The 26,341-nt window shown below is 69.4% G+C and carries 24 protein-coding genes; 11 read left to right on the top strand and 13 right to left on the bottom strand.

The features are described 5' to 3' along the window. Positions 1-20 precede the first annotated feature (20 nt). From AB4078_RS03820 to AB4078_RS03800, 5 genes are read left to right on the top strand one after another with little or no spacing between them, the layout of a single operon-like run. The gene (locus AB4078_RS03820; protein ID WP_441976022.1) at positions 21-1,022 is read left to right on the top strand and encodes an ABC transporter permease; all 1,002 of its coding nucleotides are present in this window, start codon (positions 21-23) and stop codon (positions 1,020-1,022) included. After that, positions 1,022-2,038 (top strand): ABC transporter ATP-binding protein, encoded by a 1,017-nt coding sequence (locus tag AB4078_RS03815; RefSeq protein WP_440732147.1) that lies wholly within the window; start codon positions 1,022-1,024, stop codon positions 2,036-2,038. The genes AB4078_RS03820 and AB4078_RS03815 overlap by 1 nt, the downstream gene beginning before the upstream one ends. Continuing rightward, a complete protein-coding gene (locus AB4078_RS03810; protein ID WP_440732148.1) occupies positions 2,035-3,060 on the top strand; it encodes an ABC transporter ATP-binding protein in 1,026 nt (341 codons plus the stop codon). Before AB4078_RS03815 ends, AB4078_RS03810 begins: the two co-directional genes overlap by 4 nt. Beyond that, a complete protein-coding gene (locus AB4078_RS03805) occupies positions 3,047-4,258 on the top strand; it encodes an amidohydrolase family protein (protein ID WP_441976021.1) in 1,212 nt (403 codons plus the stop codon). Before AB4078_RS03810 ends, AB4078_RS03805 begins: the two co-directional genes overlap by 14 nt. Then, entirely contained in the window at positions 4,242-5,498 is a 1,257-nt protein-coding gene (locus AB4078_RS03800) for an MFS transporter (protein WP_441976020.1), read from the top strand. Before AB4078_RS03805 ends, AB4078_RS03800 begins: the two co-directional genes overlap by 17 nt. Positions 5,499-5,637: 139 nt before the next feature. On the opposite strand, the gene rpsO is transcribed toward AB4078_RS03800, so the two are convergent. Then, positions 5,638-5,907 (bottom strand): 30S ribosomal protein S15, encoded by a 270-nt coding sequence (rpsO, locus tag AB4078_RS03795; RefSeq protein ID WP_018187174.1) that lies wholly within the window; start codon positions 5,905-5,907, stop codon positions 5,638-5,640. Positions 5,908-6,069: 162 nt separating this feature from the next. Between rpsO and AB4078_RS03790 the strand changes: the two genes are divergently transcribed. After that, on the top strand, positions 6,070-7,356 hold the full coding sequence (locus tag AB4078_RS03790) for an MFS transporter (protein ID WP_440732153.1): 1,287 nt from the start codon (positions 6,070-6,072) through the stop codon (positions 7,354-7,356). 37 nt (positions 7,357-7,393) lie between these two features. Here the strand turns inward: AB4078_RS03790 and AB4078_RS03785 are convergent, their stop codons facing one another. Next, on the bottom strand, positions 7,394-7,888 hold the full coding sequence (locus AB4078_RS03785; RefSeq protein ID WP_440732154.1) for a carboxymuconolactone decarboxylase family protein: 495 nt from the start codon (positions 7,886-7,888) through the stop codon (positions 7,394-7,396). An 85-nt stretch (positions 7,889-7,973) separates the two neighbouring features. Between AB4078_RS03785 and AB4078_RS03780 the strand changes: the two genes are divergently transcribed. Both AB4078_RS03780 and AB4078_RS03775 read left to right on the top strand, forming a co-directional pair. Continuing rightward, complete coding sequence (locus AB4078_RS03780) at positions 7,974-8,843, top strand: sigma-70 family RNA polymerase sigma factor (protein WP_441976019.1); 870 nt, start codon at positions 7,974-7,976, stop codon at positions 8,841-8,843. Between the two features lie 62 nt (positions 8,844-8,905). Continuing rightward, on the top strand, positions 8,906-9,799 hold the full coding sequence (locus AB4078_RS03775; protein ID WP_441976018.1) for a DNA-3-methyladenine glycosylase family protein: 894 nt from the start codon (positions 8,906-8,908) through the stop codon (positions 9,797-9,799). 78 nt (positions 9,800-9,877) lie between these two features. Here AB4078_RS03775 and AB4078_RS03770 read toward each other — a convergent pair whose 3' ends face one another. The 3 genes from AB4078_RS03770 to AB4078_RS03760 all read right to left on the bottom strand — a co-directional run bounded on the left by AB4078_RS03770 (position 9,878) and on the right by AB4078_RS03760 (position 12,587). Continuing rightward, entirely contained in the window at positions 9,878-10,426 is a 549-nt protein-coding gene (locus AB4078_RS03770) for a YceI family protein (RefSeq protein ID WP_440732157.1), read from the bottom strand. Between the two features lie 161 nt (positions 10,427-10,587). Beyond that, complete coding sequence (locus AB4078_RS03765) at positions 10,588-10,956, bottom strand: FKBP-type peptidyl-prolyl cis-trans isomerase (protein ID WP_378805776.1); 369 nt, start codon at positions 10,954-10,956, stop codon at positions 10,588-10,590. Positions 10,957-11,156: 200 nt separating this feature from the next. Further along, entirely contained in the window at positions 11,157-12,587 is a 1,431-nt protein-coding gene (locus AB4078_RS03760) for a PrsW family glutamic-type intramembrane protease (RefSeq protein ID WP_441976017.1), read from the bottom strand. Positions 12,588-12,646: 59 nt separating this feature from the next. Here AB4078_RS03760 and AB4078_RS03755 point away from each other — a divergent pair, with 59 nt between their 5' ends. Then, entirely contained in the window at positions 12,647-13,516 is an 870-nt protein-coding gene (locus tag AB4078_RS03755; protein WP_441976016.1) for a fumarylacetoacetate hydrolase family protein, read from the top strand. Positions 13,517-13,606: 90 nt separating this feature from the next. On the opposite strand, the gene AB4078_RS03750 is transcribed toward AB4078_RS03755, so the two are convergent. The 4 genes from AB4078_RS03750 to AB4078_RS03735 all read right to left on the bottom strand — a co-directional run bounded on the left by AB4078_RS03750 (position 13,607) and on the right by AB4078_RS03735 (position 17,669). Continuing rightward, positions 13,607-15,067: an aspartate ammonia-lyase gene (locus tag AB4078_RS03750; RefSeq protein WP_441976015.1), complete on the bottom strand. Its 1,461-nt coding sequence runs from the start codon at positions 15,065-15,067 to the stop codon at positions 13,607-13,609. Positions 15,068-15,131: 64 nt separating this feature from the next. Beyond that, positions 15,132-16,034 (bottom strand): metallophosphoesterase, encoded by a 903-nt coding sequence (locus tag AB4078_RS03745; protein WP_441976014.1) that lies wholly within the window; start codon positions 16,032-16,034, stop codon positions 15,132-15,134. Positions 16,035-16,101: 67 nt separating this feature from the next. Beyond that, entirely contained in the window at positions 16,102-16,434 is a 333-nt protein-coding gene (locus AB4078_RS03740; protein WP_441976013.1) for a peptidase, read from the bottom strand. Beyond that, entirely contained in the window at positions 16,431-17,669 is a 1,239-nt protein-coding gene (locus tag AB4078_RS03735; RefSeq protein WP_440732163.1) for an anion permease, read from the bottom strand. Before AB4078_RS03735 ends, AB4078_RS03740 begins: the two co-directional genes overlap by 4 nt. Positions 17,670-17,836: 167 nt before the next feature. Here AB4078_RS03735 and AB4078_RS03730 point away from each other — a divergent pair, with 167 nt between their 5' ends. Further along, positions 17,837-19,969 carry a S9 family peptidase gene (locus tag AB4078_RS03730; RefSeq protein ID WP_441976012.1) on the top strand — a complete coding sequence of 711 codons (2,133 nt, stop codon included), beginning with the start codon at positions 17,837-17,839 and terminating at the stop codon, positions 19,967-19,969. Between the two features lie 228 nt (positions 19,970-20,197). Further along, a complete protein-coding gene (locus AB4078_RS03725) occupies positions 20,198-21,034 on the top strand; it encodes a DUF559 domain-containing protein (protein WP_441976011.1) in 837 nt (278 codons plus the stop codon). A 214-nt stretch (positions 21,035-21,248) separates the two neighbouring features. On the opposite strand, the gene AB4078_RS03720 is transcribed toward AB4078_RS03725, so the two are convergent. The 4 genes from AB4078_RS03720 to AB4078_RS03705 all read right to left on the bottom strand — a co-directional run bounded on the left by AB4078_RS03720 (position 21,249) and on the right by AB4078_RS03705 (position 26,260). After that, positions 21,249-22,277 carry a 6-phosphofructokinase gene (locus AB4078_RS03720; RefSeq protein WP_440732166.1) on the bottom strand — a complete coding sequence of 343 codons (1,029 nt, stop codon included), beginning with the start codon at positions 22,275-22,277 and terminating at the stop codon, positions 21,249-21,251. Positions 22,278-22,494: 217 nt separating this feature from the next. Then, the gene (locus tag AB4078_RS03715; protein ID WP_441976010.1) at positions 22,495-24,639 is read right to left on the bottom strand and encodes a DEAD/DEAH box helicase; all 2,145 of its coding nucleotides are present in this window, start codon (positions 24,637-24,639) and stop codon (positions 22,495-22,497) included. 215 nt (positions 24,640-24,854) lie between these two features. Then, a complete protein-coding gene (locus tag AB4078_RS03710) occupies positions 24,855-25,832 on the bottom strand; it encodes a bifunctional riboflavin kinase/FAD synthetase (protein ID WP_441976009.1) in 978 nt (325 codons plus the stop codon). Next, positions 25,829-26,260: a hypothetical protein gene (locus AB4078_RS03705; RefSeq protein WP_441976149.1), complete on the bottom strand. Its 432-nt coding sequence runs from the start codon at positions 26,258-26,260 to the stop codon at positions 25,829-25,831. Before AB4078_RS03705 ends, AB4078_RS03710 begins: the two co-directional genes overlap by 4 nt. Positions 26,261-26,341: the final 81 nt, after the last annotated feature.

Here is a 26,341-nt window from a genome sequence, read left to right as displayed (position 1 = left end):
CGGCCCCGCACGGGACAGCAATGATCGGATTCCTCGTCCGCCGGGTGGCGGGCCTCGTCCTCCTCCTCCTCGTCGTGAGCTTCGTCACGTTCGCGCTCTTCCAGATCGGCCCGTCCGATCCCGCCGCCGCGGCGTGCGGCCAGGAGTGCACGCCGGAGCGCATCGAGCAGGCGCGCGTCGCGCTGGGCATGGACAAGCCCTTCTTCGTGCAGTATTTCGCGTACCTCTCCGGCTTCTTCGGGCCGCGCATGATCGGCGCACCGGGCGCGGAGCAGCTCTGCGCATGGCCGTGCCTGGGCAAGTCCTTCCAGACCAACGAGAGCGTCACCGACGTTCTCGCCCGCGCCCTCCCGTACACGCTGTCGATCGCCGTCGGCGCGGTCGTGCTGTGGACGATCGTCGGCGTCGGCCTCGGCCTGCTCGCCGCGATCCGCAAGGGCAGGGCGACCGACAAGCTCATCGTCGGCGCCGCCTCGGTCGGCGTCTCGCTGCCGATCCCGGTGACCGGCCTGCTGCTGCTGCTGGTCTTCGTGAGCACCCTGCACTGGCTGCCGTTCACGAGCAATCAGATCAGCAGCCCGTTCGGACCGGCCGGCCCCGCCGGCTGGTTCCTCAACTATCTGCTGCCCTGGGTCGCCATCGCGGTGCTGTTCAGCGCGCAGTACATCCGCATCACACGCAACAACATGATCGAGACATTCGGCGAGGACTTCATGCGCACCGCCCGGGCCAAGGGCCTGGGTCGCCGCGAGATCGTCTTCCGGCACGGCGTGCGCGCCGGTATCACACCGATCGTGACCATGCTGGGCCTCGACATCGGCGCCCTGCTCGGCGGCGCCGTGCTCACCGAGCAGATCTTCTCGGTCCCGGGCCTCGGCTTCACGGCCGTGCACGCGGCGGTCGCCGGAGACCTTCCCGTCACCATGGCCATCACCATGCTGGCCGCGTTCTTCATCATCACCGCCAACGTCGTCGTCGACCTCGCCTACGCCGGCATCGACCCGAGAGTGAGGGTCAGCTGATGGCCACCCCGTTCCTCGACATCCGCGATCTGCGGGTCGACTTCCCCACCGACGACGGCGTCGTGCACGCGGTCAACGGCATGGACCTCACCCTCGAGCGCGGCGACACGATCGGCATCGTCGGCGAGTCCGGATCCGGCAAGACCGTCACCAGCCAGACGCTGATGGGGCTGCTCAAGGAGACGAGCGCCCGTGTCACCGGGCAGATCCTGTTCGAGGGCACCGATCTCGTGCCGCTCAGCGAGAACGAGATGCGTCCGTTCCGCGGTCGCAAGATCGGGATGATCTTCCAGGACCCGCTCTCCGCGATGCATCCGTTCTACACGGTCGGCACGCAGATCGCCGAAGCGTACCGGGTGCACAACAGGGTGAGCGCGAAAGCCGCCAAGGCGCAGGCCATCGACATGCTGGCGCGCGTCGGCATCCCGGATCCGGTGTCCCGCTACGACTCCTACCCGCATGAGTTCTCCGGCGGCATGCGCCAGCGCGCGATGATCGCGATGGCCCTCATCTGCGAGCCGGAGCTGCTCATCGCCGACGAGCCGACCACCGCGCTCGACGTCACGGTGCAGGCGCAGATCCTCGACCTGATCTCATCGCTGCAGCAGGAGACCGGATCCGCCGTCGTCTACGTGACACACGACCTCGGCGTCGTCGCCGAGGTCTGTCAGCGCGTGATCGTCATGTACGGCGGGCAGTGCGTCGAGCAGGCCGACATGGAGGACGCCTTCCTGCGCACCGCGCACCCGTACACGAAGGGCCTGCTCGCCTCGATGCCGTCGATGGCGGATGAGGCCGGACGCCTCACGCCCATTCCCGGCTTCCCTCCGTCTCTGCTCGACCTGCCGCAGGGCTGCCTGTTCGCCGACCGCTGCCCGGTGGCGCACCTGGTGCCGGGCAACCGCTGCCGCACCGAGCGACCTGCGCTGCACGGCGCGGGATCGCACCGATCGCGCTGCCACCTGTCCGAGGGGCTCGGCACGTCCCAGCCGATCACGATGGAGGCCGCACGATGACCGCCCCGCTGCTGCAGGTCGAGGGCCTCGCCAAGCACTTCCCCGTCTCGCAGGGCATGTTCAAGCCGAGGAGCATCGTCAAGGCCGTCGACGGCGTGTCCTTCACGCTCGAGCGCGGCAAGACCCTGGGCCTGGTGGGTGAGTCCGGCTGCGGCAAGTCGACGACCGGCCGGCTGCTCATGCGCCTGCTGACGCCGACCGCCGGGAGCATCCGCCTGGACGGCGCCGACGTCGCGGGCCTGAAAGGCTCCGAGCTTCAGGACTTCCGCCGCCGCGTGCAGATGGTGTTCCAGAACCCCGCGTCCTCGCTGAACCCGCGCCAGACCGTGGGGGCCGCGATCGCCGCACCGCTGCGCGCCCAGCACATCAGCCCCAAGGAGGGGATGAAGACCCGCGTGCAGTCGCTCATGGACCGGGTGGGACTGCGGCCGGAGCACTACAACCGCTTCCCGCACGAGTTCTCCGGCGGCCAGAAGCAGCGCGTCGGGATCGCCCGGGCGCTGGCACTGGAACCCGACGTGGTGATCTGCGACGAGCCCGTGTCCGCGCTCGACGTGTCGGTGCAGGCGCAGGTGATCAACCTGCTGCAGGACATCCAGGCCGACACCGGCATCTCCTACGTCTTCATCGCGCACGACCTCTCGGTCGTCAAGCACTTCGCCCACGACGTGGCCGTGATGTACCTGGGCAAGGTCATGGAGCTCGGCACTAGGGACGAGGTCTTCGACGCCCCGCGGCATCCCTACACGCAGTCGCTGCTGTCTTCGGTCCCCTCCCCCGATCCGCACGCGGATCGCAGCGGGCGGATCCGTCTCACCGGCGATCTGCCGCATCCGTCGAACCCGCCCAGCGGCTGCGTGTTCCGCACGCGCTGTCCGGTCTTCGCGCTGCTGGACGAGGAGAAGAAGAAGATGTGCGTCGAGCAGGTGCCGTCCGGTGCGGTCGCCTGCCACCACCTGGCCGAGGCCGCCGCGTTCGCGGCGAGCACCCCTGAAGAGAGGAAGATCCTTGCTGATTCGTGACGTCCGCCCCTGGGGCGGTTCCGCATCCGACGTCGTCATCGAGGACGGTCGCATCGCGGCCGTGCGCCCGCACGACGAGACGGCCCCGCTCGGGGCTGGGGATGTGGACGGCCGCGGACGTCTGCTGCTGCCTTCGTTCAGCGACGTGCACGTGCATCTGGACTCCTCCCGCATCGGCCTGCCGTTCCGCGAGCACACCGGTGCACCCGGCGTGTGGGCCATGATGATGAACGACCGCCGCAACTGGCGCAACACCGACGTGCCGCACGCCGAGATCGTCGCCGGCACGCTGGAGCGCATGATCGCCCGCGGCACCACGCGGGTGCGCACCTACGCGCAGGTCGACGTGGACTGCAAGCTGGAGAAGTTCGACTCGGTGATGGCGGCGAAGGAGAAGTTCGCCGATCAGGCCGACGTGCAGGTGATGACCTTCCCGCAGGCCGGGATCCTCCTGGAAGAGGGCACGGTCGACTACCTCGAGGAGTCGCTCAAGCAGGGCGCCGACGTCATGGGCGGCATCGACCCTTCGCAGCTCGACCGCGATCCGGTGAAGCACCTGGACATCGTGTTCGGTCTGGCCGAGAAGTACCAGGTCGAGATCGATATCCATCTGCACGAACCGGGTCACCTCGGCGTGTTCAGCGCTGAGCTCGTGCTGGAGCGAGTGCGCGCGCTCGGCATGCAGGGCAAGGTCACGATGTCCCACGCCTACGAGCTGGGCGGAGTGGACGAGGCCACCAGCCGCCGGCTGATCGACGAGTTCGCCGCACTCGACATCGCCATGGCGAGTGTCGCACCCGCGGCCCGCAACCAGCTGTCGCTCGTCGACCTGGTCTCCTCGGGCGTGCGATTCGGGCTCGGCGAGGACGGCCAGCGCGACTACTGGAGCCCGTACGGCAACTGCGACCTGCTCGATCGCACCTGGCAGCTGGCGTTCACGAACAACTTCCGCCGCGACGAGCACATCGAGATGTGCCTGGCGATCGCGACCATGGGTGGCGCCAGCATCATGTCGCACGATGTGCCCCGCCTGAACGGCGTGCAGGACCGCCCTGGCACGGCCGTCGGCGATCGCGCCGACCTGGTGCTCGTCGACGGTCAGACGCCGACCAGCGCCGTGATGGACCGCGGCACCGATCGCACCGTCCTCCATGACGGGCGCGTCGTCGCCGATGGGCTCCGTGTCCTCGCGAGCTGATCGGGCGGAGGGCGACGCTCTCCCGGCTGGACCTGCGGCGGAGCACGCCCGGCCCGCGCCGGACCGCTCCCGGCCGGTGCCGGCCGGGAGCGCCGCCCGAGCCCTTGCGCTCGGGGCCGCGCTCCTGGTCGGCATGAACCTGCGTCCGGCGATCACGTCGGTCTCGGCGCTGCTGGACCAGGCGACGAGCGAGTTCGGTCTCGGCGGCGTGGAGCGCAGCCTCCTCGCGACGCTGCCCGTGATCGCCTTCGGCCTGACCGCACCTCTCGGCCCTCTGCTGGCGCGGCGCCTGGGCACGACCCGCGCGATCCTCGTGGCGATGGCCGTGCTGGCGGCGGGACTCGTGCTGCGAGTACTGAGCGGCTGGATGCTGCTGCCCGGCACGTTCCTCGCCGGTGCCGCCATCATGGTGGCGGCCACCCTGCTGCCGCCCTACCTGAAGGCGCTCGGCGCCAGCGGACTCTGGGTGGGCCTCAGCAGCATGTCGTTCGGCATCGGCGCCGCCCTGGGGGCCTCTCTCGCCGTGCCGCTGGACGAGACATTCGGCCTCGCACCCGCCCTCGCCGCCTGGGCTGCGCTCGCGGTGATCGCTGCGCTGGCCATGCTCGCCGTGGGCCGCGGCTCGGCGACCGCTGCGCCGATGGGGGCGCCGATCGCGATTCCCGTCGGCGCACGCGCCACGGTGGCGCTCATGACGACCGTGTTCTCGCTGCAGGCGCTGCTCTACTTCGCCGTGACCACGTGGCTTCCGCTGATCCTGGCTTCGCATGGCGAGTCCCGCGCCTCAGCGGGCGGTCTGCTGGGCTGGTTCAGCCTGATCGGCTTGATTCCGACACTGGTCGCACCGGTGATGGCACGCCGTCGGCGGATCCTGACCTGGTTCGGCCCCGGGCTGGGGATCGTGATGGCCGCGGGGTTCACCTGGTTCGCCTTCGATGGCGGCCACGACGCCGTGGTCGTCACCGTGCTCGGTATCGCTCAGAACGCCGGCTTCGGTCTGGCGATGGGACTGCTCGTGAGCCTGTCCGCGGACGAGGCCTCCGCCGGCATACTCTCCGCGATCGCGCAGGGAGTCGGCTACGCGCTCGCCGGCGCGGGAAGCCTGCTGCTCGGCATCGTGCACGACGCGAGCGGCACCTGGACTGCCAGCCTGCTGATCATGGCGCTCTGCGCGCTTCTGCTCGCCATCTCGGTGGTGCTCGTCATCCGTCGTCGCCCGGTTTCACTGATCCGGCGCTGAGCGAACGGCCCGGCGCCGTCAAGACGCAGCGCTTGCAGACGCGCAGGACACGCGAACCGAAAGGTCGAGGCCCGCCCCACACCGTGGGACGGGCCTCGCAAGAATGTTTAGCGCGATTGTACGCTGGCTGCGCTGCTGCTTAGCGGCGGAGTCCGAGACGCTCGATCAACGACCGGTAACGGTTGATGTCGACGTCCTGGAGGTAGCCGAGCAGACGACGGCGCTGACCGACGAGCAGGAACAGGCCACGACGCGAGTGGTGGTCGTGCTTGTGCTCCTTGAGGTGCTCGGTGAGGTCCTTGATGCGCTGCGTCAGCATGGCAACCTGCACCTCGGGGGATCCGGTGTCACCGGGGTGCGTCGCGTACTCTTCGATGATCGCCTTCTTGACGTCTGCTTCCAGTGCCATAGGTGATCCCCTTCCTCTTTGCTGCGCGGTGCCCGACGCCTGATGCGTGGGCTCTCTTTATCCGCGGCCGATCGAACGGCAACCGCACAAGTCTATCAGCACGGGGCGGCTCCGTGCGCCGAGCCGGATCCCGGCCGCTCGTCACGCCGATACGCTCGATGAGTGAGTCACCTGATCGACCTGAGCCCCTTCCGGCAGAGCCCGGCCTTCGCCCGGATGTGGATCGGATCCACTCTCAGCGGCATCGGCGGTCAGCTCACGGTCGTCACGGTCATGCTGCACGTGTTCGCGCTCACGCACAGCACCTTCGCCGTGTCCATGATCGCGGTCGCCGGGCTGGTGCCGATGATCCTCGCCGGCCTCTACGGCGGCATGCTCGCCGACGCGTTCGACCGGCGGCGCGTCGCGCTCATCGCGGCTGTCATCACCTTCGTCGCGACCGCACTGCTCGCGACGCTCACCTGGACGCACGCGGAGACGATCTGGTGGCTCTACGCCCTGAGCATGATCATCGCCGCGTCGAACTCGGTCGGCATGGCCACGCGCACCGCGATCATCCCGCGCCTGCTCTCCCGGGACATGCTGGCGCCCGCCTCGGCACTGAACGGCGTGGCCTTCGGCATGACCGTCATGGCAGGCCCCGCCCTGGCCGGTCTCCTCGTCGCACTCACCGGCTATGGCTGGACCTACACGATCGACGTGATCCTCATGCTGTCGATGTTCCTCGGCCTGTGGACGCTGCCCGCCCTCAAGCCCGAGGGCGAGATCGTGCGCCCAGGACTCGCCTCGCTCGTCGACGGCTGGCGCTTCCTGCGCCGCGCGGGAAACATCCGGATGCAGTACGTCCTCGACGTGTGCGCGATGACGTTCGGCCAGCCCCTGGCCCTGTTCCCGGCGCTCGGCACGGTGATCCTGGGCGGCGGCGCGGTCACCACCGGCCTGCTCACCGCGGCGGTCGCCGTGGGCACCTTCCTGTCGAGTCTGTTCTCGGGGCGCATCGTGCACTACCGCTGGCACGGCCGCGGCATCGCCAGGGCGGTGCAGGCGTACGGCGCGATGATCGCGCTGTTCGGTGTGGTCCTGCTCGTGGGTGCCCTGCTTCCGGGCGCACCGGCGACCGCGAGCTCGCCGAACGTTCTGCTGATCGCGCTCGGGTGCGTCGCTCTGGCGTTCTCGGGCGCAGCAGACAACGTCAGCTCGATCTACCGCAACACGATGATGCAGGCCGCCGTGCCCGACGCGATGCGCGGCCGCCTGCAGGGCGTGTTCATCATCGTCGTCGCGGGCGGGCCGCGTCTCGGTGCCCTGTATGCGGGAGTGCTGGCCTCGCTCACCGCGCTGTGGTTCCCGCCGCTCCTGGGCGGGATGCTCGTGATCGGGCTCGTGGCGCTGTTCGTGCGGCTGAGTCCGCGCTTCCGCGCCTACGACGCCGAGGATCCGCAGCCCTGAACGCCCCGTGGGCGGAGACTGCGGATCCTGATGCGCGTCAGTGCTGTCCGGCGGGCTGGCGGATCGCGACGTTGATGCGGTTCCAGACGTTGATCGCGCTGATCGCCAGGATCAGCGCGGACAGCTGCCGCTTGTCGAACTGCGCCGACACCTCGGCCCACAGTTCGTCGGGCACCGGATCCGCCTTGTCCGCGATCCTGGTGAGAGCTTCGGTGAGCGCGAGCGCCGCCCGCTCCCCTGCCGTGAACAGCGGAGCCTCGCGCCACGCCGCGACGCCGAATACGCGCTCTTCGCCAGCGCCGTCGGCGCGCATCTCCTTGGCGTGCTCGATCGTGCACCAGCTGCATCCGTTGATCTGGCTGGCCCGCAGATGCACGAGATGCAGCAGCTCCTCCGGCAGATCGGTCGAGCCCGCCACCTTGCTGAGCCCGGTGAGCGCGTCGAAGCCGCCCTCGAGCAGGAATGCAGGGTGCGGCATCCGCGCCTTGATGGCGACGGCGGTGGTGGTGTCGATGGTCTGGTCGATGGTCATGTCAGACTCTTCCCGTTCTTCTCATGAGACGCCGTCCCGATTCGGACGGTCACTCTGATGACACGCGGGCCGGAGGAGATGTGACATGACGGACGAGAATTCTCTTGTGGAGCGCTTCGAGGAGCATCGTCCCCGGCTGCGCCGGCTCGCGCAGCGCATGCTCGGATCCACCGCGGAGGCCGACGACATCGTGCAGGAAGTGTGGCTGCGGGCTTCCGCGGCCGGCGCGGACGACGTGAAGAACTTCGGCGGCTGGTTGACCACGATCGCTTCCCGCGCCTGCCTGAACGTGCTGCGTTCTCGCGCCTCGCGGGGCGAGATCCCGCTCGACGACGAAAGGACGGGCCCGGTCATCGAGATGGAAGAGCGGGCACCGGATCCCATGCAGGAGGCGCAGCAGGCGGAGGCCGTCGGCGCCGCACTCACGGTCGTGCACGAACGCCTCTCCCCCGCCGAGCGTGTCGCCTTCGTCCTGCACGACTCCTTCGATGTGCCCTTCGAGCAGATCGCCGACCTGCTCGAACGCTCCCCCGACGCGGTACGACAGCTGGCCAGCCGCGCGCGCCGCCGAGTGCGCTCGGCCGACGTCGCTGGCATCCGCCCTGCCAGGGAGCGACGTCCCGTGGTCGATGCGTTCTTCGCGGCCGCGCGCGCGGGCGACTTCGACCGCCTGGTGTCGTTGCTCGCCCCCGATGTCGAGCTGCGGATCGAGCAGGGCCTCTCCGTCACGGCGCTCGTGCGCGGCGGCGCGGCCGTCGCGGGCCGGGCGCTCATGTTCGCGATTCCGGACGCCGTGCTCCGTCCCGTGCTCGTGGACGGTCTCCCCGGCGTCGTGGTCACCGTCCGCGGACAGGCGGTGTCGATGATGGCGTTCGACGTCGATGGAGACCGGATCGCGGCGATCGATGCGTTCGCGGGTCCGGCGCGCGTGGCCGAGCTGTCGCTGCCGCGTTGACACCAGCGGGATCCTCAGGCCCTACGACGGGCGATGTCCCCGCCCGGGTGCACACTGACGGCATGAGCACCACGAGCCGCACGACCACGCTGCCCCTAACCGGGCCGTACGACCTCCGCGAGGTCGCACTCATGGGATTCGGCCACCGCGACGAGGCGGCCTTCGACGGAGTCATGCGCCTGGCCTTCTGCACCGACGCGCTCGACGCCCAGGTCGGGGTCGAGGTGCGACAGCACGACGGCGAGCTCGCCCTGACCGTGCACGGGGAGGGCGACCTGACCGCGATCACCGCGCAGGTCGCCCGTGTCGTCTCCGCCGATCACGACGGTTTGGCGTGGGCGGCGGTGTGCGCTGCGGATCCCGTGCTCGCGCGCGTGCACGCCGAAGCGCCGGGGTTCCGTCCTTCGAACTTCTACAGCCCGTACGAAGCCGCGGTCTGGGCGGTCCTCTCGGCCCGCCGCGCACGCCGGCAGGGCATCGCGCTGCGCCGACGCCTGTCCGAGCAGCACGGCGCCGTGTTCGCGCTCGCCGGACGCCCCGAGGCGGCGCTGCCGCTACCTGGGCAGCTTCTCGGCCTCGACGCGATTCCCGGGCTGCCCGCGGACCGGATGCCCCGACTGCACGCCATCGCGCGCGCCGCACTGGACGGGCAGCTCGACGTGCAGCGGCTGGCTCGCATGACGCCCGCCGAGGCGATGCTCGACGTGCAGCGCCTGCCCGGCATCGGCCCGTTCTACGCTGCGCTCATCGTGATCCGCGCGTGCGGACTCGCCGACGTGCTGTCCACCCAGGAGGATCACACCCGAGCCGCGGTCCAGGCGCTATACGGCCTCCATCACAGGCCGGGCGATGCCGAGCTGGAGCGGATCGCCGAGGCCTGGCGTCCGTTCCGCACCTGGGCGGCCGTGTCGCTGCGAGCGGTCGGGACCCGGCTCATCGATCAGCCCGCGGCCTGACCAGCACCGGGAGAGCCTCTCGAGACGCGAAAGGGCGGGGCCGCGCGATGCGGCACCCGCCCAAGGGATGAACCCGGATTACGCCTCGAGGGCGCCCTGCAGGTCGAGCGTGATCGTGACGTCCTTGCCGACGAGCACGCCGCCGGTCTCCAGCGCCGCGTTCCAGGTGAGGCCAAAGTCCTCGCGGTTGATGACGGCCTTGGCAGACGCGCCGGCCTTGTAGTTGCCGTACGGGTCGGAGCCGAAGCCACCGAAGTCGAGCTCGAAGGTGACCGGCTTGGTCACGCCGTGGATGGTCAGGTCACCGTCGACGAACAGGTCGCCGCCCTCGGCACGCGCGCCGGTGGAGACGAAGTCCATCGTGGGGTACTTCTCCGCGTCGAAGAAGTCGCCCGACATCAGGTGACCGTCGCGGCCGGCGTCACCGGTGCTCAGCGAGGTGACGTCGACGCTCGCCTCGACGCGGGCCTCGAGCGGGTTCTCCGGGGCGACGAGCGTGGCGCTCTTGACGCCGAACGTGCCGCGCACCTTCGAGATCATCATGTGGCGGACACTGAAGGTCACCTCGCTGTGGGCGGGGTCCAGGGTCCAGGTGCCGCTGCGGTAACCGGGGATGTCGATGCTCATTGCTGCTCCTCGTGCGAAGTTCTGGGCCACCGCTCCTGCGGCGACATCACCGTACAACTTACATTCAACTGAATGCATTCCCGATTCGCCGAACTTTTTCCGAGATCACCTCCGACATGACGAAGGCCCCGTTCAAGACGGGGCCTTCGCGATCGTGCTCGTCAGCCGACGGCGATGAGATCGATGATGAAAATGAGGGTCTTGCCGCCGAGGAAGTGACCGGATCCGGCAGGTCCGTAGGCAAGCTGCGGGGGGATGATCAACTCGCGGCGTCCACCGACCTTCATGCCGGGAATGCCTTCCTGCCAGCCCTGGATCAGGCCGCGGAGCGGGAACTGGATGGTCTCGCCACGGCCCCAGGAGGAGTCGAACTCCTCGCCGGTGTCGTGCTCGACACCCGCATAGTGCACGGTCACGGTGTCGCCGGGCTTCGCCTCGTCGCCGGTTCCCTCGATGATGTCGCGGATCACGAGCTCCGTGGGAGCGGGTCCGGTGGGGGCGTCGAACTCGGGCTTGGTGCGCTCAGTCATGCTTCCATCCAACCCGAGCGCGCACAGCGAGGTCAACGCGAGGCACTGCGCCGACGGCGAACAGCGCTCGGCACGTGTCGCGGAGAGTCGCGGCGCCCGATCCTTGACATCCCCGCCCCACGGGTGCAACCTGTCTTCAGATCAACTCAGCGCCCGGAGGACTTGCAGGCATCGCCGCAGCACCGGGCGCTGAGTCTGTCTCAGACCGCGAGCAGGGCCTCCCGTGCCGCGTGGGTGCGCTGCAGCAGAACCTGCTCATCCTGGGTCGCCAGCGGATCCCTCCCCGTGATGATGCGCTGCCGCACCGAGGCGAGCGTGGTCGCATCCTTTATGAACCCGCGCATGATCGGGCGACGGTCGCCGCGTAGTCCCGACGCCCACCGCAGACCGACGCGCCGGCCCGCAGGCGTCGCGAGCATCGACACCTCCTGCGGCGTGAACCAGCCTGCAGTCGCATAGTCGCTGAGCCGGGCGTAGGTGAGGCGCGCCTCCTCCTTGCGCAGCAGGATGATCACGACGATGAAGCCGACGAACAGCGGAACCTGCAGCACGAGGTACAGCACGAAGAAGTTGCCGATCATCGAGGAGCCGTTCCAGAGCGCGTGCAGCGCCATCGCCCCCAGCACGCCTACCGCGCCGAAGCCGAGCGCGCGCGCTGCGGAGGCGCCGCGACGCGCGGCAAGCCCGATCGCGAACCCGGTCACCGAGGTGAACATCGCGTGAGCGAAAGGCGACATGAGTCCGCGCAGCACGAAGGTGACGGTCAGATCCGGCGCCCCGCCCTCGATGAGACTGATCGCGAAGTACTGGATGTTCTCGGTGAAGGCGAAACCCGCGCCGACCAGCGCGCCGTACACGATGCCATCGATCGGGCCATCGAAACTGCGACGAGCCATCACGAAGATCAGGAAGACGCCGAGGCCCTTCGCCGTCTCCTCAACCATCGGTGCCTGGAGCACCGCGGTCAGGTCGTCGCTGCGCTGGCCGAGCAGCAGCGTCAGCAGGAGATCGACCACGAGCGCGAGGCCCACCGATGCGATCGCACCCCACGCGATCGCGAACGCGACCAGCGACTTCGGCTCCGGCTCCCACCGGTCGATGAAGAACACACCGAAGAACACGATCGTCAGGGGCACGAGCGCGAGCACCATGCCGATCATCGACGCGGCAGGGCCGAGCGCCCACACGAAGTAGGCGATGAGGCCCAGGAGCACGAATCCGAGCGCGCCGAACGCCCAGACCGAGGCGTGCCGGCCTTTCGCGGACGGCACCGGCAGCGCCGGCACCGCCTGGACGGGAGCGGGCGGTGTGTACGCGTCATAGGCGACGGCGCCGTGGTGCTCCGGGCGCTGAGCGAGCACCGAGCCGTACACCGGCGAGATCGGCGTCGATGCCGTCTGCGGGTAGTTCTGCGGCTGCACGTACTGCGGCTGCTGGGCGTACTGGGGCTGGGCGAGTGAGGGCTGGGCTGGCGAGGGCTGAGCGAGCTGCGTCGCATACGACTGCGGCGACTGGCCCGTCAGCGGCGAGGGCTGCGCGGCCGCAGGCGGCTGGTACGGCGACGACGCGGCGGGCGACGGGCGCGGGGCAGGGCGCTGCGCGGCGGGATCGCCGTGTCCTCCAAAGCTCATGCCCAAAGCCTAGAGGCTCACCGCCACGGAGCAGCGGATACGCCCGGTAGCGTGGAGGCATGCGGTTCGCTCATCTGCGCCGTCCCGAATCCGACCTTCCCGCCCTCGCCGTCATCGACGGCGCCGGGGCGACGCTCGTCTCCGATCTCGTGGATCCGGCCCCTGCCACCCTCCAGCAGCTCATCGAAGGCGGCGACGTCCTCCTCAACGCCGTCCGCGACGCGCACGCGCGCGGCGAGGCTCCCGTGCACGCACTCGACGGCTTCGCATACAGCGCCGCGGTACTCGCTCCGCCGGTCGTGCTGGCCGTGGGGCTGAACTACGCCGCGCACTCGAGTGAGCTCGGGCTGAAGACCGATACGGCGCCGACCGTGTTCACGCTGTGGCCGAACTCCCTGACCGGCCACGAGCAGACCACGTCGTGGCCGCGCGCCCTGTCGGAGTCGGTGGACTACGAGGCCGAACTCGGCGTGGTGATCGGCGCCGCCGCGAAGGACGTGTCCGCCGAGGATGCCCTCGACCACGTCTGGGGCTACACGGTGGTCAACGACATCACTGCGCGCGACATCCAGTTCGCCGAGGCGCAGTGGTCGCGCTGCAAGTCCTTCGACGGCTTCTCCCCCACCGGGCCGGTCGTCGTCACGGCCGATGAGATCCCGGATCCTCAGGATCTGCACATCTGGACCGTCGTCGACGGCCACCGGGTGCAGGACGCGTCGACCGGACAGATGGTGCGCCCGGTCTCGGCGCTCATCGCGCACCTCTCCCGCTCGCTCACGCTGCGTCCCGGAACCCTGATCTCGACCGGCAGCCCTGGCGGCGCCGGCTACTCGCGCGACCCACAGATCTTCCTCCGCGACCGTTCGACCGTGACTGTCGGCATCGACGGGATCGGCGAGCTCACGACGCATTGCCGGATCCTGGACTGATCCGTCTCTGTCGTCGTCGGCAAAGAACGCACGACGACGAACGGCCCGCCACTCCGAGGAGTGGCGGGCCGTTTCCACGTGCGGCGGAGTTCAGACTCCGGCGTTGACGTCCTTCGACGGGATGACGGGGATCGCCGCGGTGATGGTCTCGAGACCCGACAGGCGGGCCGGCGACAGCTGCTTGGTAACGTCCTCACGCGACATCAGACCGGCCTCGACCACGAGGTCGGCGACGTTGCGGTTGGTCAGCAGGGCGGTCTTGGCGAGCGCTGCCGAGGCGGCGTAGCCGATGAACGGGGTGAGCGCCGTGATCACGCCGACCGAGGAACCGACCATGGCGCCCAGACGGTCGCGGTTCGCGGTGATGCCGTCGACGCAGTTCACGCGCAGGGTCCACATCGCCTGACGCATCCAGGTGATGGACTGGAAGATCGAGTGCGCGATGACGGGCTCGAACGCGTTCAGCTGCAGCTGACCGGCCTCGGACGCCATGGTCACCGTGACGTCGGATCCGGCGACGGCGAACGCCACCTGGTTCACGACCTCCGGGATGACCGGGTTGACCTTGCCCGGCATGATGCTGGAGCCGGCCTGCATCGCGGGCAGGTTGATCTCGCCGAGACCGGCCTGCGGACCCGAGGAGAGCAGACGCAGGTCGTTGCAGATCTTGGAGAGCTTCATCGCGTTGCGCTTGAGCGACGAGGAGAAGGACATGAAGGATCCGGTGTCACTGGTCGCCTCGACGAGGTCGCTCGCGGTGGCCAGATCCAGACCCGAGATCTCACGCAGGTGCTTCAGCACGGAGGCCGCGTAGGCGGGGTGCGTGGTGATTCCCGTGCCGATCGCGGTGGCGCCCATGTTGATCTCGTACATGAGCCAGGCGTTCTCGGTGAGGCGCGTGTGGTCGTAGCCGAGCGTCGACGCGAAGCCGTGGAACTCCTGGCCGAGGGTCATCGGGACGGCATCCTGCAGCTGGGTGCGACCGACCTTGAGCACGTCGTGGAACTCGCGCGCCTTGTTCAGGAACGACACGCGCAGCAGGTCGAGCTCGTCGAGCAGCGAGCGCAGGTTCAGCGACAGCCCGATCTTGACCGCCGTCGGGTAGACGTCGTTCGTCGACTGGCTGCGGTTGGTGTGATCGATCGGCGAGAGGAAGGCGTAGTCGCCCTTCTCGCGTCCGGCCAGCTCGAGCGCGATGTTGGTGATGACCTCGTTCGCGTTCATGTTCGTCGAGGTGCCGGCCCCGCCCTGGATGACGCCGACGATGAACTGATCGTGGAACTCGCCGTTGATCACCTTCTGCGCGGCGGCGTCGATGAGGTCCGCCTTCTCCGCGTCGAGCGTGCCGATCTCCTTGTTGGCGCGGGCGCTGGCCTGCTTGACCATCGCGAGCGCTTCGATCAGCTCCGGGTAGACGGAGATGGGGCGCTTCGTGATCGGGAAGTTCTCGGCGGCGCGGAGCGTATGGATCCCCCAATACGCGTCGGCAGGGATCTCCTTGCTTCCCAGGGAGTCGGTTTCGGTACGGGTGGCAGGCGCAACGGCGGCCATGGACACATCCTCGTGAGTGATGGCGAACAGGGAAGGGGGATGTATCCATCCTACCCGTCGCCGATCACCGCCCCGGCTTGCGCGAGAACGCCTCGAGCCTCTGCTCGGGCTCCAGCTGCGCCATCCGCTCGACCCACGCGGGGCTGAACGTGTCGACCGGCGTCGCCTCGACAACCGGGACCACGGTGTGCGTGATGGTCTCCGGGCGCACGTGCACGAGCTGGAAGGACTGCGCGGCGTCCATGCCGTTGACCCGGTCCCCCGGGATGGCGACGTCCATGGTGTAGCAGGTGGCGGATGCCACGCTCACGGGGATGCCCGCGAACGTCGCATGCAGCGAATAGTGCAGGTGCCCCGCGAGAATTCCGCGAACATCGGATCCGCGCAGCACCTCGGCGAGCTCGTCCTGATGGCGCAGCTCGAGGATGTCGAAGAACGGGATGTGGCTCGGCACCGGCGGATGATGCATCGCGAGCAGAGTGCCGTGCGGTGCGGGCGTGCGCAGCTGATCGGCCAGCCAGTCGCGCTGCTCCGCGTCGATGTCTCCATGGTGCCAACCGGGGATGGTGGAGTCCAGCGCGATCACGCGCAGACCGTTCAGATCCCACACGCCCGTGACCGCATCCTCGCTGGGCGCGACGTCGAGCAGATGCTCTCGCATCGCGGGGCGCTCGTCGTGGTTGCCGGCCACCCAGATCACGGGGGCGCCGAGGCGCTCGGACACGGGCTCGACGACGGCGCGCAGCCGACGGTAGGCGTCGGGTTCGCCGAGGTCGGCCAAGTCGCCGGTCACGACGATCGCGTCGGGCGCGTCCGTCGCGCTCTCGATCGCCGCGAGCGTGCGCGCCAGCATGGTGTCCACGTCGAAGCGTCCGCCCAGCGCCGCCCCTCCGGCCAAGAGGTGCGGGTCGCTCACGTGCACCAGGGTGTGCGTGGGCGGGGCGTAACGGCCGAACTGCACAGTCATGGCTCCCAGGCTAGCGGCGTCGAGTGCCTTCTCCCCTGCGGCGCAGGGCCGCCGGTCCGGCCTTCCCCTATTTCACGACGATGAGCAGGATGCCACCGAGCACCGCCGCTGCGCAGACGGCGAAGCACGCGTAGGCCGCGATCTGGGCGAGCGTCTTCTGCCCGTCGCTGAGCGGGCTCTTGCGGGCGGCCTTCGCGGCGGCCTTCGCCGCGCGCTTGGCCTCCTTCTCGCTGATCACGGTGATCGCGTCGGTGAACTCGGCGGGAGTGACCACCGGAACCCTGCCTGCCCGCACGAGCATCCGCAGGCCGAGCGCGTAGAAGCCCACGACGACGAGAGTGCCGACGAGTGCGGCGCCGAGCACCTGGAAGAACGCCTCCCAGTGGATGACCACGGTCATCGTCCCGTCCCCTTCTCCTTGGCCTTCGCACGTTCACGGGCGCGCTGCGCCCTGGCCTGCCGCGGGGTGAGCGGCGGCTCCTCCGGCACCTCGATGGCGCGTCCGGAGTCGGCGACTTCGCTGAACGCGTTGTTCGCCGTGACGGCGTTGCGACGCGAACGCAGGAACAGGGCGACGATCACGGCGAGCGCGAGGACCGCATCGATCAGAACGCCCCAGCCGCCGCCGACGACCACGATGAACGCCGCGAGGGCCCCGACCAGCCCGGCCGCGGGAAGCGTGAGCACCCACCCGACCGCGATACGGCCGACGGTGCGCCAGCGCACGGCCGATCCGCGCCGGCCGAGGCCGGATCCGATCACGGATCCCGAGGCGACCTGCGTGGTGGACAGCGCGAAGCCGAGCGCGCTGGAGGCGAGGATGGTCGCCGCGGTGGATGTCTCGGCCGCGAAGCCCTGCGCGGGCTTGACGTCGGTGAGGCCCTTGCCGAGCGTGCGGATGATGCGCCAGCCGCCCAGATACGTGCCCAGCGCGATCGTGAACGCACACGCGACGATCACATAGATGTGCGGCTGGTGGTCGCCCTGCGCCTGCCAGCCGACCGAGATCAGCGCCAGCGTGATCACGCCCATGGTCTTCTGCGCGTCGTTCGTGCCGTGCGCGAGCGCGACGAGCGACGACGTGAAGATCTGTCCCCAGCGGAAGCCGCTGCGGCCGTCGGGTTTGCCGTCGTAGCGGCGCGTGATCAGATACGCGAGCTTGGTGGCGAGGTAGGCGATCAGCCCGGCGGTGAGAGGTGCGATGAGCGCCGGGAGGACGACCTTGGACAGCACGACGCCGAAGTTGATGCCACTGAGCCCGACGCCGACCAGCGTGGCCCCGATGAGCCCGCCGAAGAGCGCATGCGACGAGCTGGACGGCAGTCCGAGCAGCCAGGTCAGCATGTTCCAGGTGATCGCGCCGATGAGGCCCGCGAAGATGAGCGACGGCATGAGGTGCGCGGTGCTCGAATCCTCCTGGATGATGCCGCCGGACACCGTCGCGGCGACCTCGGTGGACAGGAACGCTCCGACGAGGTTCAGTCCGGCGGCGAGCATGACCGCGGTCCGCGGTTTGAGCGCGCCGGTCGCGATGGGGGTGGCCATGGCGTTCGCCGTGTCATGGAACCCGTTGGTGAAGTCGAAGAAGAGTGCCAGCAGGATCACCAGCACGACGATGAGGGCTGCGGTTTCCACCGTTCGCTTTCGTGAAGTGGAGGGACGTGACGAACGAAGAGTTCACCGGGGGTTCAGCATCCGTTAACGGGCCGGTTGCATCCTCCCACCCCGGCCCAAGCCGGTCAACTCGACGACCCCGCTGCAGGCTCCGCCCGCGCCCTGGCGGCCTCGGCTAGCGTTGATGCGTGACCTCCGTCTCCGAGACCGCTCCTGCTCCTTCCCCCGTTCCGCCGCGCGCGGCCCGCCGTTCGCTGATCCGCACCCACCACGGCGACGTGTTCGACGACCCTTACGACTGGCTGCGCGCGAAGGACGATCCCGAGGTGATCGCGCACCTCGAGGCCGAGAACGCATACACCGATGCACGCCTCGGACATCTCGAGCCGCTCCGCGAGACGCTGTTCCAGGAGATCAAGGCGCGCGTGCAGGAGTCGGATCTGTCCGTGCCCACCCGTCGCGGCGACTGGTGGTACTACGGCCGCACGGTCGAGGGGCAGCAGTACGGCCTGCAGTGCCGCGCCGCGGTCTCCTCCCCCGACGACTGGACCCCGCCGGTCCTGGACGCCGCGGTGCCCGTACCGGGCGAGCAGATCCTGCTCGACGGCAACGCCGAGGCGGAGGGCCACGAGTTCTTCGCGATGGGCGCGTTCGATGTCTCCGACGACGCCACTCGCCTGCTGTGGTCGACGGATTTCGAGGGCGACGAACGCTACACGGTGCATGTCCGCGACCTGCTCTCGGGCGAGACGCTGCCCGATGAGATCCCCGGTACGTCCGGCGCGTTCTTCACGCCCGACGGCACCGCCGTCGTCTACACCACCGTCGACGACTCCTGGCGTCCGGACACCCTGTGGCTGCACCGCATCGGCACCCCCGTGGCCGACGACGTGCAGCTGTTCCACGAGCCGGACGAGCGGTTCTGGCTCGGCGCGGGGATCACCCGCAGCCGGAAGTACCTCGTGATCGGCGTCGGCTCCAGCATCACGAGCGAGGAGCACCTCGTCGACCTCGACGATCTCACCGCTCCGCCGCGCGTGGTGTGGCCGCGGCGCGAGGGCGTGGAGTACTCGGTCGAGCACGCCGTGGTCGACGGCCGCGATGAGCTGCTCATCCTGCACAACGACGGCGCGCTGGACTTCGAGCTGGTCGCGGTCTCCGCGTCGGACCCGCAGGGTGAGCGCCGCGCGATTCTGCCGCACACCCCGGGCCGCCGGTTGCTGGATGTGGACGCATTCCGCGACGTCACCGTCGTCGCCTACCGGTTCGAGGGCCTCGAGCGCATCGCGCTGATGGATCCGGCGACGGGGGCGCTGGACGAGCTCGGGTTCGAAGAGCCGCTGTTCTCGGCGGGCTTCGGCGGCAACCCCGAGTGGGCCGCGCCGTTCCTGCGCCTCGGCTACGGTTCGTTCGTCACGCCCTCGACCGTCTATGACCTGGAACTGGCGACCCGCACGCTGCACCTGCGCAAGCGCCAGCCGGTGCTGGGCGGCTACGACCCGGCGGACTACGGTCAGCGCCGCGATTGGGCGGTCGCTGCGGACGGCGCCCGCATTCCCGTCTCACTGGTGTGGAAGCGCTCGTTCGGCGAGCCCGGAGCGGAGCCCCGCGCCGTGCACCTGTACGGCTACGGCTCCTACGAGCACTCCATCGACCCTGGTTTCTCGGTCATGCGCCTGTCGGAGCTGGATCGCGGCGTGGTCTTCGCGGTGGCGCACGTCCGCGGCGGTGGCGAGATGGGCCGGCAGTGGTACGAGGACGGCAAGCTCGGCCAGAAGGCGAACTCGTTCACCGACTTCGTCGCGTGCGCGCGCCATCTCATCGACGCCGGCATCACCGTCCCGGACCGGATGGTCGCCGAGGGCGGGAGCGCCGGCGGACTGCTCATGGGCGCGGTCGCGAACCTCGCCCCGGAGCTGTTCCACGGGATCCTCGCCTCGGTGCCCTTCGTGGACGCCCTGACGACGATCCTGGATCCGTCCCTCCCCCTGACCGTGATCGAGTGGGACGAGTGGGGCGACCCGCTGCATGACGCCGAGGTGTACGCGTACATGAAGTCGTACTCGCCGTACGAGAACGTGCGCGACGGCGTCGCTTACCCGTCGATCCTCGCTGTCACCTCGCTCAACGACACGCGCGTGCTGTACGTGGAGCCCGCCAAGTGGGTGTCCCGCCTGCGCGACGCCGGGGCGGAGGACGTCCTGCTCAAGTGCGAGATGGTGGCCGGCCACGGCGGCGTCAGCGGCCGGTACAACTCCTGGCGCGAGCGGGCCTTCGAACTGGCCTGGATTCTGGACCGCCTGGGAGCGGCCGCCGCCTGAGCCCGACGAGGGTCCAGGGAGCGGCCGGCCGGCCGGCATCCGTTCCGCTGGATCCGCGTCCCGAGATCAGGACGAATGACCCCAATCAGGAGGATCCGGGCGATATCGTCCTGATCTCGGTCGTTCGTCCTGATCGCGGCGCGAGGCGGTCGTCCTCCACAACCGGCAATCCTCGGTTCCCTTGTGGACAACCCGTCATCCGGCCCCCCTTGCGTCCAGTCTGGATGGATGGACCTGCTTCCCTGGCTCGCCGCACACGGTGGCGTCTCGCACACCTCCGCGCTGTACCAGGCGGGATTCAGCAAGCATTCGCTCGCCGCGGCAGCCTCGGTCGGCGCGGTCAGCCGGGTGCGCAGGTCCTGGATCGTGCTGCCCGACGCCTCGCCCGAGCGCGTTCGCGCGGCGCAGCTGGGCGGACGCGTGACGTGCGTGACACAGGCCGCGGCGCAGGGCCTCTGGGCGCCGCAGGATCCGGCCGCGCACATCGCCGTGGCCGCCAACGCCTCCCGGCACGACAGCGACGGGGTCCGTTTGCATTGGGGATCCGGCCCGGCGCCCGCGTCCGCTCACGAGGTCGTGGATCCGCTCATCAACGTGCTCTTCCATGTCGCGCACTGTTTGAGTGCAGCCGACGCGCTGGCCGTGTGGGAATCCGCGATCCGGAAGAAGAAGGTCAGCGTCGATGTGCTGCGCAGCGTGCGGTGGCGCTCCGAGAGTGCGCGGCGGCTCATGAAAGCGGCCGACATCCTGTCCGACTCCGGGCTCGAGACGCACTTCGTCGCACTCATGCGCGAGATCGGGGTCGTCGTGCGACAGCAGATCATCATCGACGGGCACCCCGTCGATGCGCTTATCGGCGACCGCCTGATCGTGCAGCTCGACGGCTTCCAGTTCCACAGCACGGCCAAGGATCGCCGCCGCGATCTGCGGGCAGATGCCCGGCTGGCGCTACGGGGCTTCGTGGTGCTGCGCTTCGACTACGCCCAGCTCATGTTCGAGCCGTGCTATGTCCAGGACATGGTCCGCGCGGCGATGGCACAGGCACGCCACCTCGGTGCACGCTGATCCGGCACCGGCGCCCGGGCTCCGGACCGTGACCTGGATCGACGTCCCTGATGTGTATCCGGACCCACGTCCCCGGAGCCCCATCCCGAGATCAGGACGAATGACCGAGATCAGGCGGATCCGAGGCAAATCGTCCTGATCTGGGTGAATGTTCCTGATCTCAGGACGTGGACCGGATCCCGCCGGCGACACGGCGCGGAACGCCTCGCGGCACTCAGCCGAACAGGGTCGCCGCTGCGTCGTAGCGGTTGCGCGGCACCGTGTTGAGCTCGCCGAGGGCGTCCTCGAACGGCACGCGGACGATCTCGGTGCCATGCAGGGCCACCATCTGCCCCCATGCCCCATCGACGACCGCGTCCGCGGCGTGCATGCCGAGGCGCGTCGCGAGGACGCGGTCGAAGGCGGACGGGGCGCCTCCGCGCTGGATGTGACCGAGGATCGTCGCACGGGTCTCGATGCCCGTGAGCCGTTCGATCTCCGGGGCGAGCAGATCGCCGATGCCGCCGAGCCGCGGGCGGTTGAACGCATCCAGGCCCTTGTCGCTGTACGCCTCGTCCATGTCCTTGAGCTTGAAGCCCTCGGAGACCACGACGAGCGGTGCTCGCCCGCGATCGTTCGCGCTGGACACGAGGGCGGCGATCTCCTCGAGCGACATCGGCACCTCCGGGATGCAGATCACGTGCGCTCCGGCTGCCATTCCCGCGTGCAGGGCGATCCAGCCCACGTGACGGCCCATGACCTCGGCCACCATGCAGCGCCGGTGGGAGTCACCCGTGGTGCGAAGACGATCCATCGCCTCGGTGGCGATGTTGACGGCCGTGTCGAAGCCGAACGAGTAGTCGGTGGCGCGCAGATCGTTGTCGATGGTCTTCGGCACCCCGAGGACGTTGATCCCCTCCTTGAACAGACGATCCGCGGCCGCCAGCGTGCCCTCGCCGCCGATCGCGATGATGCCGTCGATCTTGTGCCCGTACAGCGTCTTGGCGATGTTCTCCGCGCCGCCGCGCGGGCCCTCGTACGGGTTGGTGCGGCTGGTGCCGAGAATGGTGCCGCCGACCTTCGAGAGTCCCTTGACCTCGTGCCGCGTCAGGGGGAAGAAGTCGCCGTCGACGACGCCGCGCCAGCCGTCGCGGATGCCGACGAATTCGAGGCCGTACGCCTCGGTGCCCTTGAGCACGACGCCGCGGATGACCGCGTTCAGGCCGGGGCAGTCGCCGCCGCTGGTCAGGATGCCGATCTTCATGGGTCGTCCTCGGGAGGGGAAGGGGATGGAAGCGCGGCGCCGTTGCCTCGTTCGACCCTAGTGCCGATCGGCTCTCCGGCGCCATTCGACAGCACCGAAAAGCGGCGTTCTTACGCACCCCATCACGGACTTCTCGTCTTCTTGAAGAAGAACGGCGCTCCGCCTCCAGAAACCGGGAGAAGAAGCGCCGTTCTTGACGTTCGCCGTCGGGATGCGGTCAGTCGCCGCCGAGCGCCTGACGAAGCAGGTGCATGAGCGCCGCCAGCTGCACAGGCTCGCTCGCACCCTCCTCCACGGCCTCGCCGTCGAGCGCCCGAGCCGCGAGGCCCTGCTTCTGGTCGATGAGCTCGGCGATCTTCGTGTCGAGGGTGTGCGCCGCGATGATGCGCCATGCAGTGACCGGCTCGTCCTGGCCGATGCGGTGCACGCGGTCGATCGCCTGGGTCTGCTCCGCCGCGGTCCAGCTGAGCTCGGCGAGCACGACGTTCGACGCGGTCTGCAGGTTCACGCCGACGCCGGCCGCAGTGAGCGAGCACACCGCGATCCCGACGTCGGGGTCGCTGTTGAACGCGTCGACCGCCTGCTGCCGCGCGATCGCAGTCTGGTCGCCCCGCAGCGACACCGAACGGATCCCCGCAGCCGCGAAATGCGCCTCCGCCTGATCCATCACGTCGACGTGCTTGGCGAAGAACACCACCTTGCCGACGGAGCGCTGCAGCTGCGCGGCATAGTCCGCAGCCAGCAGCGCCTTGGCCTGGCCGATCTTGCGCACCATGGTGAAGACGTTGTCCCCGCCGGTGCCGGCGGCCTTCGACTCCTCCAGCTCGCCGTGCGCGACGAGCCGGACGATGTCCTCGTCGATCTCGCCGTGGGCGAGGCCCCGGTCTCCGCGCGCCTCGATGATCCGGCGGTACTTCGCCGCCATCCGCGCGCCGAGTTCGGCCTCGGCCTGCCGGATCCCGCGCCCGAACTCGTCGTCCAGCTGCACCGGCAGATCCGCGATGAGCTTGTCGGGCAGGTCGGCCGCCACGTCCTTCTTCTTGCGGCGCACGATGCCCATCGAGATGACCGCGTCCCTGGCCTCGCCGTAGAACGACTTGTCCGCGGGTGTCAGCCCCGTGGCGTCGAGCTTGTCCGCGAGCTCCGCGGAGGGACGCTCGCCGTTCGTCCAGCCGAGGAAGCGCCAGATCGCGTCGAAGTCCTCGACGTCGTTGATCAGCGGGGTTCCCGTGAGGGCCATGAACAGGGGATGCGCACCGGCGGCCTGCTCCCGAATGCGGGAGGCCAGCGCCAGCACGTTCTGCGAGCGCTGCGAGGACAGGTTCTTGATGAAGTGCGCCTCGTCGACGACCATGCCGCGCAGGCCGATCTCGCCCAGCCAGGACAGATGCCGATCGAGGATCTCGTAGTTGACGATGAAGATGTCGGCGAACGCGTCCACGTCCTGGCCATCGCCCTGGATCACGGCGGCGCGGCGCTGCGGGGTCCACCGCTCGACTTCGCGCGCCCAGTTCATCTTCACCACGTTCGGGACGACGACCAGAAGCGGATATGCGTCGGCGATGGAAGCGGCGAGCACCGACTGCGCGGTCTTGCCGAGACCCGGCTCGTCGGCGAGCAGGAAAGAACGATGCCCGGCCCGCACCGACTCGAGGAAGCGCGACTGATGCACCATCACCTCAAGGCCCTTCGGCGAGAGGTGGTCGTACTCGGGCAGCGGCGGCAGCTCCATCGAGGCCATCCCCCCGCCCGCCCCTGACTCGAACGCCTTGTACAGCGGCCCCATGAGGTCCCAGCCGTCCAGGCGGCGTCGCGGGGTGGACGCGGGCCGCGGGGTGAGATCCGGCGCCAGGAACGGGTTCGCCAGCATCCGCGACTCCACGGACGGCGGGGTCACCTGGCGTTCGGCGAGCGCTGCCGGCACCACCGGCGCCTGCTGCACCCGGATGACGTCGGCGATGACGAGCTCCTCCGGCGCGAGCTCGGCGCCGGACTCCAGCAGCCAGTCGCGGCGCATGCGCTTCGCTACGGGGCTCGTGGCCTGATCCGCCTCGAGCAGTTGGATCAGCGACGTGTCACGCGCGGCGGTCTTCGCGAGGATGGTGGCCACACCGTCCAGACGCTTGAGCTGCTCCGCGCGGGCGGCGTCGCCGAGCGCCGCGTCGCCCTTGGCCCTGGCACGCTCCTCGCGCACCAGGAACGCGATCACCTGGAACTTGACGCGGTTGGTGGGGCCGAGCTTCCCGTGCTGGGCCTTGGCCTCGATCTCGCGCACCTTGCGCGCGAGAATCGGGATCAGCGGCGCGTCTTCGTCTCGACGCGACGTCTTCTTCCGCCGAGTGGCGGTCGCCGTGGTCGGCATGCTCCTCCTGAGCCTGGATGCCGTCTCCAGAGGACGGCGACTGATCCGAACAATGACCGTCGGGATGATGCTGCGTCCCGACGATGCGTATCCGCGGACGGGCGGCTGCCGAGAGGCATCGCAGACCGAGCGGACGAGAACCCCGCAGGCGTGCATCGCGCACGTCGATCACAACGGGTTCGCGGTCAGTTTACGCCACGCGAGCCCCCGTCCGGTCACTCAGCGGGCGAGTTCGCGCGATCCGGTTCGCTCACGCCCAGCAGGAGCCGCGCCTGCGCGACGTCGGAGGCGATGCCGGCGACGAGCGCCTCCATGCTGTCGAAGGCCGTCATCCCCCGCAGCCGATGGGTGAACTCCACGGTCACGTCATGGCCGTAGAGGTCCAGCCCGGGACTGTCGATCGCATGCGCCTCGACCTGGCGCTGCAGCACGTCGTCGAACGTGGGGTTGGTTCCGACGGAGATCGCCGCGGGGTGCACGACGCCGGTCGTGTGGTCCACCAGCCTGCCCGCGTAGACGCCGTCGGCGGGCACCATCTCGTCGAGGAGCGCAGGAAGGTTCGCGGTCGGGAATCCGAGTTCGCGGCCGCGCTTCAGACCGTGCACGACCTCCCCGCGCACCGACACCGGGCGTCCCAGTACGGCGCCCGCGAGCGCGACGTCACCCGCGGAGAGCAGCTCGCGCACCCACGACGAGGAGACCCGTCGGTCGGTGCCCTCGAGGAAGACGTCCTCGATCACGTCGACCGTGAAGTCGCTCCGCGCGCCCAGCTCGGCCAGCAGCGCCGGGGTTCCCCTGCCGCCGCTTCCGAAGCGGAAGTCGCGGCCGACGAGGACGGTGGCGACATGCAGCGCGTCGACGAGGATCGCCTGGGCGAAGTCCTCCGCCGTGCGCGAGGCCAGCTGCTCGTCGAAGGTGAGCACGAGAACCGCATCCAGACCGCACGCCGAGAGCAGCTCGATCTTGCGCTCGACGGACACCAGATCGTCCGGGCACCGATCCGGACGCAGCACGCTCAGCGGGTTGCGGTCGAAGGTCACGGCCACCGTCTTCGCCCCGATGCGCGCCGCGTCCTGCTGCGCGCGGCGGAACACCGCGCGGTGGCCGGCGTGCACGCCGTCGAACTTGCCGATCGCGGCGACGGTGCGTCCGAAGTCCGCGGGGACCTCGGACGGATCGCGGAAGACGATCATGCGGCGGATCCCTCCGACGAGCCGACGCCGGAGACGGTGGCAACGGTGCGGGACGGACGATGCGTGATGAGCCACCACAGCCCGACCATCGGCAGGAACAGCGGGATCAGCACGTAGCCGAGGCCGAACTGCGACCACACGGTCTGGTGCTGGAAGAGCGCGGGGTGGGTGAGACTCAGCGTGCCCACGACCAGCACGCCGACGAGCTCGAACACGATCGCGACCCAGGCGACGCGGTACCAGCCCGGGCGGCCGGATCCGATCAGAGCGAGCGTCGCGACGATGTAGACGACCGCGGCGACCGCCGACAGCGAGTACGCCAGCGGAGCCTGGTCGAACGCGCGCACGATCTGCACGAAGGATCGGCCGGTGGCTCCCAGCGCCATCACGGCGTACACGATCACGAGCACGCGGCCCACGCCGCGCATCCGAGGGCGAGACGGCACGACCGAGGAGGTCCCCGATGGGGACGCAGGGGAATCGGACGGGGTCGAGGATCGCGCGGTGCT

Origin of the sequence: Microbacterium sp. 2MCAF23 (genome assembly GCF_052115565.1) — a bacterium.
In the GTDB taxonomy this organism is placed as follows: Bacteria; Actinomycetota; Actinomycetes; order Actinomycetales; family Microbacteriaceae; genus Microbacterium.
This window is presented reverse-complemented; position numbering and strand designations above follow the sequence as displayed.

Excerpts from the sequence above, each read along its gene's own strand:
- AB4078_RS03820 (WP_441976022.1), top strand. The coding sequence starts at position 21 with ATGATCGGATTCCTCGTCCGCCGGGTGGCGGGCCTCGTCCTCCTCCTC.
- AB4078_RS03815 (WP_440732147.1), top strand. The coding sequence starts at position 1,022 with ATGGCCACCCCGTTCCTCGACATCCGCGATCTGCGGGTCGACTTCCCC.
- AB4078_RS03810 (WP_440732148.1), top strand. The coding sequence starts at position 2,035 with ATGACCGCCCCGCTGCTGCAGGTCGAGGGCCTCGCCAAGCACTTCCCC.
- rpsO (WP_018187174.1), bottom strand. The coding sequence starts at position 5,907 with ATGGCACTGGAAGCAGACGTCAAGAAGGCGATCATCGAAGAGTACGCG.
- AB4078_RS03785 (WP_440732154.1), bottom strand. The coding sequence starts at position 7,888 with ATGACCATCGACCAGACCATCGACACCACCACCGCCGTCGCCATCAAG.
- AB4078_RS03780 (WP_441976019.1), top strand. The coding sequence starts at position 7,974 with ATGACGGACGAGAATTCTCTTGTGGAGCGCTTCGAGGAGCATCGTCCC.
- AB4078_RS03775 (WP_441976018.1), top strand. The coding sequence starts at position 8,906 with ATGAGCACCACGAGCCGCACGACCACGCTGCCCCTAACCGGGCCGTAC.
- AB4078_RS03770 (WP_440732157.1), bottom strand. The coding sequence starts at position 10,426 with ATGAGCATCGACATCCCCGGTTACCGCAGCGGCACCTGGACCCTGGAC.
- AB4078_RS03765 (WP_378805776.1), bottom strand. The coding sequence starts at position 10,956 with ATGACTGAGCGCACCAAGCCCGAGTTCGACGCCCCCACCGGACCCGCT.
- AB4078_RS03760 (WP_441976017.1), bottom strand. The coding sequence starts at position 12,587 with ATGAGCTTTGGAGGACACGGCGATCCCGCCGCGCAGCGCCCTGCCCCG.
- AB4078_RS03755 (WP_441976016.1), top strand. The coding sequence starts at position 12,647 with ATGCGGTTCGCTCATCTGCGCCGTCCCGAATCCGACCTTCCCGCCCTC.
- AB4078_RS03750 (WP_441976015.1), bottom strand. The coding sequence starts at position 15,067 with ATGGCCGCCGTTGCGCCTGCCACCCGTACCGAAACCGACTCCCTGGGA.
- AB4078_RS03745 (WP_441976014.1), bottom strand. The coding sequence starts at position 16,034 with ATGACTGTGCAGTTCGGCCGTTACGCCCCGCCCACGCACACCCTGGTG.
- AB4078_RS03740 (WP_441976013.1), bottom strand. The coding sequence starts at position 16,434 with ATGACCGTGGTCATCCACTGGGAGGCGTTCTTCCAGGTGCTCGGCGCC.
- AB4078_RS03725 (WP_441976011.1), top strand. The coding sequence starts at position 20,198 with ATGGACCTGCTTCCCTGGCTCGCCGCACACGGTGGCGTCTCGCACACC.
- AB4078_RS03720 (WP_440732166.1), bottom strand. The coding sequence starts at position 22,277 with ATGAAGATCGGCATCCTGACCAGCGGCGGCGACTGCCCCGGCCTGAAC.
- AB4078_RS03715 (WP_441976010.1), bottom strand. The coding sequence starts at position 24,639 with ATGCCGACCACGGCGACCGCCACTCGGCGGAAGAAGACGTCGCGTCGA.
- AB4078_RS03710 (WP_441976009.1), bottom strand. The coding sequence starts at position 25,832 with ATGATCGTCTTCCGCGATCCGTCCGAGGTCCCCGCGGACTTCGGACGC.
- AB4078_RS03705 (WP_441976149.1), bottom strand. The coding sequence starts at position 26,260 with ATGCGCGGCGTGGGCCGCGTGCTCGTGATCGTGTACGCCGTGATGGCG.